The organism is Nocardiopsis synnemataformans, from assembly GCF_965343085.1.
Lineage (GTDB): Bacteria > Actinomycetota > Actinomycetes > Streptosporangiales > Streptosporangiaceae > Nocardiopsis > Nocardiopsis alborubida.
Genome location: NZ_CBDRFA010000010.1, coordinates 26,561 through 38,089, shown reverse-complemented (window position 1 = coordinate 38,089; position 11,529 = coordinate 26,561). Strand labels below are relative to the sequence as shown.

The 11,529-nt window shown below is 72.4% G+C and carries 10 protein-coding genes; 6 read left to right on the top strand and 4 right to left on the bottom strand.

Annotation, left to right across the window (positions count from 1 at the left end; genetic code table 11):
• Positions 1-42 precede the first annotated feature (42 nt).
• Both ACSIH6_RS07825 and ACSIH6_RS07820 read right to left on the bottom strand, forming a co-directional pair.
• The gene (locus ACSIH6_RS07825) at positions 43-942 is read right to left on the bottom strand and encodes an ABC transporter ATP-binding protein (RefSeq protein WP_435107552.1); all 900 of its coding nucleotides are present in this window, start codon (positions 940-942) and stop codon (positions 43-45) included.
• Complete coding sequence (locus tag ACSIH6_RS07820; RefSeq protein WP_435107551.1) at positions 942-1,784, bottom strand: ABC transporter permease; 843 nt, start codon at positions 1,782-1,784, stop codon at positions 942-944. Before ACSIH6_RS07820 ends, ACSIH6_RS07825 begins: the two co-directional genes overlap by 1 nt.
• A gap of 801 nt (positions 1,785-2,585) precedes the next feature.
• Here ACSIH6_RS07820 and ACSIH6_RS07815 point away from each other — a divergent pair.
• Complete coding sequence (locus ACSIH6_RS07815) at positions 2,586-3,335, top strand: IspD/TarI family cytidylyltransferase (protein ID WP_435107550.1); 750 nt, start codon at positions 2,586-2,588, stop codon at positions 3,333-3,335.
• The gene (locus tag ACSIH6_RS07810; protein ID WP_435107549.1) at positions 3,332-4,105 is read left to right on the top strand and encodes a glycerophosphodiester phosphodiesterase; all 774 of its coding nucleotides are present in this window, start codon (positions 3,332-3,334) and stop codon (positions 4,103-4,105) included. The genes ACSIH6_RS07815 and ACSIH6_RS07810 overlap by 4 nt, the downstream gene beginning before the upstream one ends.
• Before the next feature lie 68 nt (positions 4,106-4,173).
• On the opposite strand, the gene ACSIH6_RS07805 is transcribed toward ACSIH6_RS07810, so the two are convergent.
• Complete coding sequence (locus ACSIH6_RS07805; RefSeq protein WP_435107548.1) at positions 4,174-5,193, bottom strand: DUF4429 domain-containing protein; 1,020 nt, start codon at positions 5,191-5,193, stop codon at positions 4,174-4,176.
• A gap of 103 nt (positions 5,194-5,296) precedes the next feature.
• Positions 5,297-6,292, bottom strand: coding sequence for a glycosyltransferase family 2 protein (locus tag ACSIH6_RS07800; RefSeq protein WP_435107547.1), 996 nt, complete (start codon positions 6,290-6,292; stop codon positions 5,297-5,299).
• Between the two features lie 478 nt (positions 6,293-6,770).
• Between ACSIH6_RS07800 and ACSIH6_RS07795 the strand changes: the two genes are divergently transcribed.
• The 4 genes from ACSIH6_RS07795 (at position 6,771) to ACSIH6_RS07780 (ending at position 11,447) form a co-directional block, all read left to right on the top strand.
• Positions 6,771-8,267, top strand: coding sequence for an LCP family protein (locus tag ACSIH6_RS07795; RefSeq protein WP_435107546.1), 1,497 nt, complete (start codon positions 6,771-6,773; stop codon positions 8,265-8,267).
• A gap of 19 nt (positions 8,268-8,286) precedes the next feature.
• Positions 8,287-8,973, top strand: a complete 687-nt coding sequence (locus tag ACSIH6_RS07790; RefSeq protein WP_435107545.1) for a YIP1 family protein — start codon at positions 8,287-8,289, stop codon at positions 8,971-8,973.
• Positions 8,974-9,203: 230 nt separating this feature from the next.
• Entirely contained in the window at positions 9,204-10,535 is a 1,332-nt protein-coding gene (locus ACSIH6_RS07785) for a UDP-glucose dehydrogenase family protein (RefSeq protein ID WP_435107544.1), read from the top strand.
• 168 nt (positions 10,536-10,703) lie between these two features.
• On the top strand, positions 10,704-11,447 hold the full coding sequence (locus ACSIH6_RS07780) for a TNT domain-containing protein (protein ID WP_435107543.1): 744 nt from the start codon (positions 10,704-10,706) through the stop codon (positions 11,445-11,447).
• The last annotated feature ends 82 nt before the right edge of the window (positions 11,448-11,529 follow it).

Below are 11,529 nucleotides of genomic sequence, written 5' to 3'. Positions count from 1 at the left end.
TCAGTGCGCTCGGCGGGAGGGCCGGGCGGATCCGGACGGTTCTCAGGCGGCCTGGCCGCCGTCGCCGTCCGCTCCGCCGCCGTTGTCGGCCTCGGCGGCCTTCCTGGCCTTCTCCTCGGCGCGCTTCTTCTTGTCCTCGTCGCGCTTCTTGCGCTCGTCGATCTCCGCCTGGGTGTCGTCGTTGTAGGCGGCGAGCGCGGCGTCGATGTCGGTGTCCAGGGCGAGCCCGCCGCCCTTGACGTAGAGCCCGCGGTTGCAGAACCGGCGCAGGTCCTTCTCGTTGTGCGACACCAGGACCATCGTGCGCTGGTTGGCCAGCATGCGGTCGATGGCCTCGTAGCACTTGCGCTTGAAGGCCTTGTCGCCGACCGCGAGCACCTCGTCGACCAGCATGATCGGGTGCTCCAGCTGGGAGATCAGCGCGAAGCCGAGCCGCACCTTCATGCCGCTGGAGTAGTGGCGCACCGGGGTGTCCACGAACTTGGACTTGATCTCGGCGAAGTCGACGATCTCGTCGAAGCGTTCGTCGATCTGCTTCTCGGTCATCCCGTGCAGGGAGCCGACCAGGTACACGTTCTCGCGGCCGGTCAGGTTGTCGTTGAACCCGGCGCGCAGCTCCAGCAGGGGGGCGACCTTGCCGTGGACGTGCACCTCGCCCTCGTCGGGGATGAGCACCCCGGCGATCAGCTTGAGCAGGGTCGACTTGCCGGTGCCGTTCTTGCCCACGATGCCCACGCACTCGCCGCGCCCGATGTCGAACGTGACGTCGCGCAGCGGCCAGAACTCGTCGCCCTCGGCGTTGGGGTCGCGCTTGGTGCCGTGGATGAACATCTCGCGCAGGCTGCGCTTGCGCCGGCGGTTCACGGCGAACTTGACGCCGAGGCCCTTGGCCTCGATGACCGGCCCGGTGGTGGTCCCGGCGCCGTAGGTCGTGTGCGCCATCACAGCTCCTTCAGGACGGACATCTCCAGACGGCGGAACGTCCAGTATCCGATGATCAGCATGAGAATCGAACCGACCACCGACGAGGTCAACGCGAGCGTGCTCGGGGTGAGGCTCTCGAACCCGGCGAACCACACGGCACGGTGCATCTCGAAGATACCCAGCAGCGGGTTGAGCTGGAAGAGTGTCTTCGCCCACTCGGGGACCGCGGCGGAGTCGAGCACCATCGCGGCCGGGAAGAGGATCGCCGAGCCGTAGAACAGGATGCGGGAGGCGATGCGCACCAGGCGCTCGACGTCGCGCAGCAGCACGTTGACCGCGGACAGGAAGAGGGTGAGGCCCAGCCCGAAGGCGAACTGGAGCACGACGGCCAGCGGCAGCCACAGCAGCACGCCCTCCCACGAGGGCCTGCCGCCGAGGAAGATCACGAAGAGGATCAGCACGGGCCAGGTGAGCAGGTACTCGGCCAGCTTCGTGCCGACCGTGGCGATGGGGAAGATCTCCCGCGGCACCTTCATGGTGGTGATCAGCTTGGCGTGCGTGATCATCGCGCGGGGCGCCTCGGACAGGATCGCCCCGAAGGTGTTCCACGGCAGGATCCCCGCCACGAGGAACAGCAGGAAGCCGCCAGGGGCCCCCTCCGGCATACCCCGTTGCGCGTTGAGGATGAGGCCGAAGACGACGAAGTAGACCCCCGTCAGAGCCAGCGGCTCCAACATCGTCCACGCGTACCCCAGTACGGACTGCTGGTACTTGACCTTCAGGTCGCGCCGGACCAGGAGGCCGACGACCTTCCGGTGCTCCCAGACGGCCAGCGCCCTTGACGCCACCGCCACCTCCAAGGGTTGATGTCTCGTCCGGTCCACGCTGAGACCGGACGGGCGTGCTCGTAATTCGCCTGTGCGCACCGGCCGACATACGCGGTCCACCCCGTACGGCGTACCGAAACGGGGGAGCGTGTCCGGGCGACCGGGGGATGTCACGGACCGCGCCCGGTTCAACGACCGCTTCTGGGAGGAGGTCGGCGCCGGGCACGCCATACAGGCGTCCATAGGTTACCGCCGCGAACGACGGGCTGTGCCACCCCACCTGTCACCAATGCGTGTTTTGTGCCTTCGCCCAGGGACGCCGGGAGCGGCGTGCGGAGGGCGGAGTGCCTTGTGGGACCGGGCGTCGCACCGGGCGGAGGGGCCGTCGGACGGGGGCGCCGGACCGGGTGCCGAACCCGACAGAAGTGGTGTTGTGGGGCGGGGTGGGGCGGAGGCGCTGGGGGGTTGGGCAGGGTGGTCTCCGCACGGGGAAAGGCTGTTCGGGGTGTGCCGGGACGGGGCGGGCGGGGCGGGGCGCCGGGCGAAGGCGCGGTGCGGCGGGCTGTCGGCTAGCCTCGGCCGGGAGCGCACCGGGCCGCGCCGGGCCGCGGGACCGCGGGCAGCACGGTGTCGGTGAGCGGCACGGTTGTCGTCGGGCAGCGCGTTGCCGTTGGGCAGCGCGTTGCCGTTGGGCAGCGCGTTGCCGTTGGGCAGCACGGTGTCGGCGGGTCCCGGGAACCCCCCGTACATCCAGGAAACCCGAACGCGACCGGGCGCACCAGGGGCATCCGGCCGCTGTGGACGGCGGCCGTGGACGACGGAAGAGGTGGAGCCATGCGTCCGCGCGTGATCGCGGCGGTTCTGGCCGGAGGGGTGGGCGCGCGGATGGGCGCGCCCGCGCCCAAGCAGCTACTGCCCCTGGAGGGTCGGCCCATCCTGGAGCACGCGATCGCCGCCTTCGAGGCGTGCCCGGACGTCGACGAGATCGTCGTGCTCATGGTCGAGGAGTACCTGGACCGGGTCCGGGAGATCGTCGACGCGGCCGGGTTCACCAAGGTCACCGCCGTCCTCCCCGGCGGCGCGACCCGCACCGGCACCTCCCTCGCCGCCCTGGCCGCGATGGTCGGCGCAGCCGACACCGACCTGGCACTGCTGCACGACGCCGCGCGCCCGCTCGTGAGCCCGGCCACCATCAGCGCGTGCGTGGCCGCGCTGGAGGAGGCGGGCGCGGTCGGGGTCGCGGTGCCCAGCGCCGACACCGTGGTGCGGGTGGCGCCCGGCCGCTCCGGCGGCGAGGTGATCGCGCAGGTCCCCCCGCGCGCGGAGCTGCGCAGGATGCAGACTCCGCAGGGCTTCCGGCTCGGTGTGGTCCGCCGCGCCTACGAGCTGGCCGCGGCCGACCCGGACCTGGTGGCCACCGACGACTGCGGCGTGGTGCTGCGGTACCTGCCGGAGGAGGAGGTGCGGATCGTGCCGGGCGAGGAGGCGAACATCAAGGTGACGAACCCGGGCGACGTGGAGATCGCCGAGACGCTACTGCGCCGCGAACGCGAGCGGGCCGCCCTGTCGGGGGCGGACGCGTGAACCGGGTCTTCGAGGCGACCGAGGTGGTCGGGCACCGCGGCGCGGGGCGCGGCGTGGTGGACGGCGCCCGGGAGAACACGGCGGAGTCCTACGCCGCGGCGGCGCGGGCCGGGGCGCACTGGATCGAGATCGACGTGCGCCGCACCGCCGACGACGCGCTGGTCCTCCACCACAACGCCGCCCTGGACGACGGTCGCGCGATCGTGGAGCTGACCGCGCGCGAGTGCGCCGAGGCCGGGCTGATCGGCCTGGAGGAGGGCCTGTCCGCGATCCCGGCCGGGGTGGGCCTGGACGTGGACGTCAAGTCGGTGATGGAGGACGCGGTCGACGCGCCCTCGCGCCGGACGGTCTCGCTTCTCCTGCCGTACCTGCGCGGGGAGGCCGGACGTCGCCGGATGTTCGTCTGCTCCTTCGACCCGGGCGTCCTGCTCGCCGTCCGCGAGGAGGTTCCGTCGGTGCCCACGGCGTGGATGCCGTTCGTGCGCAACCCGCTGGACCAGGCCGTGGCGGGCGCCGCCGGGATGGGGTGCCCGGTGGTGGCGATCGACGCGCGCTCGTTCGGTCTGTCCGGCGACGCGCCCCGACCCGATCGCCGGTCGGTGGAGTACACCGTGGACCTGGCGCACCGGGCGGGGATCGAGGTCGTCTCCTGGTGCCCGGACCCCGTGGACGCGGCGCGGTTCGCCGAGGCGGGGATGGACGCGGTCGTGGTGGACGACGTCCCCGGGACGGTGTCCGCGCTCAAGGGCGGCGCTTCCGGCAGGCCCTGAGCCGGACCGCACCCCGCCGACCCCGCCGACAGGACCACACCGGCGGGGCACGGGGCCGGGCCGACGCCTCAGATCCGGCCGAGGAGTTCGGCCTTCTTGGCGGAGAACTCCTCGTCGGTGAGCAGGCCCCTGGCGTGCAGCTCGCCCAGACTCTCGATCTGCCGGAAGATCCACTCGGTGTCGGCACCTCCGGCCGCCTCACCCGGGGCGGCCGCGGCCTCCGGGTCCGGTCCCCGTCCGGTGTCCTTCGTGCCGGAGCCGACCGGCAGGGCCCTGAGCTGGTCCACCGACCTCGCCGCCGTGTCCAGCCACCATCGCGGGTCCCGGAGCCTGCTGGCCGCGTCGCGCTTCCCACCGTCGCCGGGGCCCGGCCTCCCCCGCGCCCACACGTGGGCGGTGATGGTGGCGGCCATGAGCAAGGTGTCGTACCGCTGGGCCCCCACGTAGGCGAGAAGGACGTCGAGGTCCTGCTTGGGTTTGCCGGAGCCCTCGCTGGCGCTTCTCCCGGTGGTCACCCGCAGGTAGCCCCACTCCCAGCCGTCGGAGGGCACCCATTCGGCGCCGGTGATCTCGCTGATGCCGTACTCCCGGCGCTGAGCCTTGCGCTTGCGCCCGCTCGCCTCGGCGCCGGACCAGGTCAGGCGCACGCCGTCGCCGTCCATGGTCGCGGTGCCCTCAGCGGTCTGGATGTGCAGGGGAAGCCGGGGCACCAGGCGTGTGGCCGTGTCGGGCGCGGGCGGATCGGTGTGCTGTCCGGCGGCGAACCGGATCTGGTCGGCCAGGTACTCGGCGACCAGTTCGCCGCTGGCCTGGCCGGTGAGCCGGAAGGGCTGGGACTTCTCCTTGAGCATCGCGCCGACCGCCGCGTAGGGGTCGGTCCGCTCGTGCAGGCGCAGTTGCAGCACCCATCCCTTCCTGCGGCCCGCGCCGGGCTGGAAGTCGACCTCGGCGATCGCGGCGACCGGGAGTTCGAGCTGGCCGATCCGTGTGAGCAGTGGATCCCTGGACCAGCCCTGGGTCTCGTACCTGATCGCGACCGTCTCACCGTCGAACCGCCACACGGCCTGGTCACCGCGCAAGTCGTCCATGACGCCCACTTTCCGTTCCCTGTCCCTCTTCCCACTGCTTAGCAGAAGGCCCTCTCCGGCACGAGGGAGGGCCGGGGCCGGAAACGGCCGGGGTGAGGGCGCCTCAGGCCCGGGCGGCCTGCGCCGTGCGCGAGTCCGAGCCGAGTCCGGGCGGGCTGGTGATGAACCCGGCGCCCCACGACATGTGCATGGTGGCCAGCGCGAACGGGATCATCGGCAGGCTGGCGGCGGGCAGGCCGCGGCCGAGCGGCACCGACGCGGCGGTGACCAGCGCCAGGTAGGCGGCCGGGACCAGGAACAGCGGCCAGAGGAAGAAGCCGCCGACCAGACCGACGACCACACCGGCCAGGGCGACGGGCGGGGCCAGGTAGCGCAGGTTGATGGTGCCCTTGTGCTGGCGGGAGACCACCCTGCGCCAGCGGCCGTAGTGGAAGTACTGCTTGGCGAGCAGGCGCGCGTTGCGCCGGGGGCGGTAGGAGACCCGCATGCGCGGCTGGAACCACACCGTGCCGCCGGTGGTGCGGATGCGGTGGTTCATCTCCCAGTCCTGGGCCCGCAGGAACGCCTCGTCGTAGCCGCCGACCCGCTCCAGCGCCGAACGCCGGAAGACGCCCAGGTACACGGTGTCTGCCGGACCGCCCTCGCCGCCGGTGTGGAAGCGCGCGTTGCCCACGCCCACCTTGGAGGTCATGGCGGCGGCGACCGCCCTCTCCCAGGGGGTCGTGCCCTCGGCGGCCATGATCCCGCCGACGTTGTCGGCGCCGGTCTCGCGGAGCGTCTCCACGGCCACCCGCAGGTAGTCCGAGGGCATCATCGCGTGCCCGTCGATGCGGGCGACGATGTCGTTCGAGGAGGCTCCGATGGCGGCGTTGAGCCCGGAGGGGGTCCTCCCCGTGGGGTTGTCCACCACCTTGACGCGCGGGTCGGCGGCGGCGATCCCGTCGGCGACCTCGCGGGTGCGGTCCGAGGAGGGTCCGACCCCGAGCACGACCTCCAGTTCGCCCGGGTAGTCCTGGGCGAGGACGTGCTCCACCGCGGCGGCGAGGTGGCGCTCTTCGTTGAGTACGGGCATGACGACGGAGACAGGCGGCCAGGACACGGGCACTTCCCAGGGTCAAGACGTGTCGGGACTGCGTAGGAGCGTGTCGTACGCGCGTCAACGGTACTGCACGCCCGCTGCGGCCCCGGCCCGGCGCGAGCCCGCCGGGCCGGGCCGCGGTGCCTCAGCCCTGGTTCTTGACGGGCCTGCCCCCGGCGTCCTCGAACGAGCCGACGATGATCATGATCAGGTCGATGAGCGTCCAGACGCCGACACCGCCGCAGGTGACGATCACCAGGATGCTGGTGCCGATCTGTCACCGCACCGGACCGCGATTTCGGTCACGTGGTGGTACCGGATACGGCTCAGGACGGCACCGTTCGCACCGAACCCCCGCGCGGTTCACGGCGTCACAACAAGGAGACGGACAGGCAAAGAGGAGGACAACACGCCGGGGGTCGACATCTCGCGCGCTTCGGCGAATCGGGTGACAACCTAGAGATAAGGACACCGTTGACCGGTTGGGACGGGGACGCCGATGAGCGATGACAGGGCGGGACGGCACGGGCCCCCGGAGGAGTTCCGCCGCCAGCGCTCGCAGCCCCTCCCGCCCGAGCGCTCCCCCAGGTCAGGCCGGGTGACCGTGCCCAGCGCCGCCACCCGTCGGCGCCGCACCGGCCTGCTGGTGATGAGCGCGCTGTCGGCGCTGGTCCTGCTCGCCTCGGGCACCTCGTGGGCGCTCACCGGGTGGATGTCGGGGGCCCTGAACCGGTTCGACGTGTTCGGCGGCCTGTCCGAGGAGGACCGTCCCGAGCAGACCGGCGGCCTGACCTTCCTGGTGATCGGCTCCGACAACCGGGACGAGATGAGCGCGGAGGCCCAGGAGGACCTGAGCGTGGGCTCCACCCCGGGCCAGCGCTCCGACAGCATGATGATGGTGCGGCTCAACCACGACCGCGACCAGCTCACCGTCGTCGGCATCCCCCGGGACCTGTGGGTGGACATCCCCGGCCAGGGCCCCGACAAGATCAACGCCGCCTACGCCCACGGCGGCCCGCAGCTGGCCGTGCGGACCGTGGAGTCGGTGACCGACGTGCGCATCGACCACTACGTCGAGGTGGACTTCAACGGCTTCGTGGACGTGGTGGACGCCCTGGGCGGCATCGAGGTGTGCTTGCCCGAGGCGATCCACGACCCCAAGGCCCAACTGGACATGGAGGCGGGCACGCACCGGGTGGACGGGACCGAGGCCCTGGCCTTCTCCCGCACCCGCGCCACCTCGCGCGGCGACCTGGACCGGATCGAGCGCCAGCAGCAGGTCCTGTCCGCCATGCTCGACCAGGCGATGAGCACCGAGACGCTCTCCGATCCGGCCAAACTGACCGACTTCCTGGACAGCGCCCTGTCGTCGGTGACCGTGGACCAGGGGCTGGACACCAGCACCATCAACGAGCTCGCGTACCAGATGCGCGACCTGGACATGGGCGAGGTCACCTTCACGCAGGTACCCATCGCCGACATGGAGTACTGGACTCCGCGCGGCGACGTCGCCGTGCTGTGGGACGAGCCCGCCGCCCGCGACCTGTTCGCCGCGGTCCGTGCCGACCGGCCCGTCGACGAGTCCCCCGAGGAGGAGGCGCAGGCCGGGTCCGGGCTCCAACCCGGCGACATCCGGGTCCAGGTGTTCAACGGGATCGGCACCGCCGGCCTGGGCGCGCGGCTGGACGCCGACCTGGCCGCGGCCGGGTTCCAGGTGACCTCCCCGGCGCGGAACTGGAGCAGCCTCGACGTCGCCACCACCCAGGTGCGCCACGGACCGGGCGACGCGGCCGCGGCCGAGTACGTGGCCGGGATGATGCCGGGCTCCCAGACGGTCGAGGACACCGCCCTGGACGGTGAGCTCCAGATCGTGATCGGATTCGACTACACGGCGTTCGAGGCCCCGCAGACCGCGGACGCCACCCCGGAGGAGGAGCCCTCGGCCGGAGAGGAGTCCGGCTCGGTCTCGACCGCTCAGGAGAACGTCTGCGGGTGACGCGAGGGAAGGATTCACCGTGCTGCACCACCTGGTAGGCCTGCTCGGCGGCGTCGCCCTGGCCCCTGTGCTGTGGGTCGCCGCGGCCTGGTCGTCCGGCCTGCTCCCCCGGTTCGCCGAGGGTGAGGTGACCGTGGCGACGGTGTCGTCGGCGGTGGTGCTGGGGCTGCTGGGAGCCGTGTGCGCCTACCTGGTGGCATCCCGGCTGTCGCCGCTGGTGGCCGGGGCCAGCGGGGCGCTGCTCACCGTGCTGAGCCTGTGGCCGGTCGCGCACCCCTCGTCCATGGAGGCGGCGCTCTCCTGGTTGAACGAGGACAGCTTCCTCTACCCCTCGGGCGCGGGCCTGGCCGTGGCGCTGCCGCTGGGGACTCTGCTGCTGTTCTCCGCCGCGATGCCCGTCCGGTGGCGTGCCGCGGGCGAGGGGGCCTCGCCCTCCGGCGGCCGGGTCGTGGCCCGCGCCAGCCGGGAGGAGTACCGGCGCGGGGCGGTCGGCGACACGGTCCCGGACGCGGTCCCCGACGTTCCGGCCCCGGCACACCTCGCTGACGACCCCGGCACCGGGTTCGACGGCGGCCTGGGCGGCGACCCCGGCGGCTTCGAGGACGACCCGGACAGGACGACCACGCCCTTCCGCCGCGGTGAGAACGGCGGGTGGACCCCCCTGGACGGGGGCGGGCGCGGGCCGAGATTCGGTCGCCGACGCTGAAAGCGCCCCTGTGGCCAATACTCAGCACCCACCGGTAACCTGAGCGCCTGACTGTTCACGCGGCGTTCGGTCGTGCGCCACGCCCCGGCGCGTAAGGTGATGCATCGCGCCCCGGGCACACCCGTAGGCTGAACAATGTCCGTTTTCTGCCCTCAAGCAGGGTGTTGACCGCCTCCAGCGGGCACAACCAGCGAAACGGGAGCGGACGAAAGCGAGGAAGGACACCACCAGTGGTCGAAGCGGACCGTATGCGCGTCTCCGTCATCGGTACCGGGTACCTGGGTGCCACCACCGCGGCCTGCCTGGCCGAGATGGGGTTCGAGGTCCTGGGACTCGACGTCGACGAGGCCAAGATCGACATGCTCCGCTCCGGCAGGGTCCCCTTCTTCGAGCCCGGGCTCAAGGAGCTGCTCACCGCGAACCTGGGGACCGGCCGCCTGCACTTCACGACCTCCTTCATCGAGGCCGCGGAGTTCGCCGACCTGCACCTGATCTGCGTGGGCACGCCGCAGCGCGACGACTCCGGCGCGGCCGACCTGCGCTACGTCAACGCAGCGGTGGACCAGCTGGCCCCGCACCTGACCCGTCCCACCGTGGTCGTGGGCCGCTCCACCGTCCCCGTGGGCACCGCGGCGACCCTGGCGGCGCGGCTGTCCGCGCTGGCCCCCGCCGGCGAGGAGGCCGAGCTGGGGTGGAGCCCGGAGTTCCTGCGCGAGGGCTTCGGGGTGGAGGACACCCTGCACCCGAACCGGATCGTGATCGGCACCGACTCCCCCCGGGTCGAGAAGGCCGTGCGCGCCCTGTGGCAGCGCCAGATCGACGACGGCGTCCCCTTCCTGCTGACCGACCTCCAGACCGCCGAGCTGGTCAAGGTGTCGGCCAACGCCTTCCTGGCCACGAAGATCTCCTTCATCAACGCCATGGCGGAGGTGTCGGAGGTGGCCGGGGCCGACGTCATCCAGCTGGCCGAGGCGCTGTCCTACGACGACCGCATCGGCGGCAAGTTCCTCGGGCCGGGCCTGGGCTTCGGTGGCGGCTGCCTGCCCAAGGACATCCGCGCGTTCATGGCGCGCGCCGACGAGCTGGGCGTGGAGCCCGCGCTGTCCTTCCTGCGCGAGGTGGACGCGATCAACCAGCGCCGCCGCGCGCGCACCATCGACATCGCCCGCCAGCTGATCGGCGGGAGCTTCGCCGGTCGCACGGTGACCGTTCTGGGCGCGGCGTTCAAACCCAACTCCGACGACATCCGCGACTCGCCCGCCCTGGACGTGGCCTCCACCATCGCCTCCCTGGGCGCCCAGGTGACGGTGTACGACCCGCAGGCCCTGGAGCGGGCGCGCGAGGCGCACCCGGAGCTGAACTACGCCGACTCCATGCTGGCGGCGGCGCGCGGCGCCGACGTGGTGCTGCTGCTCACCGAGTGGGCGGAGTTCCGCGAGGCCAACCCGGAGGAGCTGGCCGGGGTGGTGGCCCGCAAGCGCATCGTGGACGGGCGCAACGCGCTCGACCCCACGTACTGGCGCGCCTCGGGCTGGACCTACCGGGCGCTGGGCCGCCAGTAGTCCCTCCCCCTCGTCACGCACGACGGCCGGACCCGCGCGGGTCCGGCCGTCCGCCTTTTCGGCCGGAACCCCGATCGTGACGCGCTGACCATGGTTGACTGCACTCCGTAGTTACTTGAGTGCGCCTGGCACCGTGCCGGGTGTCCGAGGACGGACGGAGTCCCACCCGTGAAGCTTTCCGTGACGGTCGGCACAGCGCTGGCCCTGCTCCTGGCGGCCCAGCCCGCCCATGCGGTGCCCGCGCCGCCCGCGCCGTCGGCTCCCCTCGCACCGCAGGAGGCACGGTGTCCGGTGCTCGACCCGCCGCCGAGCGAGGAGGACCTGGAGCGGTACCTGTGCGGCGACCGCCGTCTGGGCCCCGCCGACCTGCCCGAGGACGGGCCGGTCGGCGCGCTGCTGGAGGGGTACGAGCGGCTCGGCGGTCTCACCCCCGTCGCGTTCCTGGACCGCTGGGCCACACCCGAGGGCTGGGACTACCCCGACCACATGGGCTTCGTGGTGGAGGACGGCGAGCCGGTGACCGAGCTGCGGGTCCTGCCCGAGGGGTGGATGCTGGACCGGTTCGGGTCCCCGCGGGGCACGTTCCTGGCCCCGGCGGGGGCGCGGTACGGAGAGCGCGCCCTACCGCCGGACTCGCTGAACACCTGGCCGGACGGGCCCGAGCACAACTACAACTGCTACGAGGTGACCGAGGAGTTCACCGCCCTGGTGGGACCGATCGCCCCGCACTTCGAGCAGCCCGGCGGCGGCGAGCAGGTGCTCGTGCCCGCCGAGGGGGTCGTGGAGGCGCCAGAGGCGGAGTACGCCTCGGTCAGCCAGCTCATGGAGGGCGGCCACCTGGAGCAGCGCCCGGCCGGGGAGTGCGCCCTGACCGAGGGCTTCGCCAGCTACCTCGACACCGCACCGAGGTGAACGGGCGCCGGTGCGCCCAGCCCCGTGGGGCTCGGGCGCACCGGCCCGGCGTCGTCCGCGACCCGTGCGGGCAGCCACCGGT

Excerpts from the sequence above, each read along its gene's own strand:
- ACSIH6_RS07825 (WP_435107552.1), bottom strand. The coding sequence starts at position 942 with ATGGCGCACACGACCTACGGCGCCGGGACCACCACCGGGCCGGTCATC.
- ACSIH6_RS07815 (WP_435107550.1), top strand. The coding sequence starts at position 2,586 with ATGCGTCCGCGCGTGATCGCGGCGGTTCTGGCCGGAGGGGTGGGCGCG.
- ACSIH6_RS07805 (WP_435107548.1), bottom strand. The coding sequence starts at position 5,193 with ATGGACGACTTGCGCGGTGACCAGGCCGTGTGGCGGTTCGACGGTGAG.
- ACSIH6_RS07795 (WP_435107546.1), top strand. The coding sequence starts at position 6,771 with ATGAGCGATGACAGGGCGGGACGGCACGGGCCCCCGGAGGAGTTCCGC.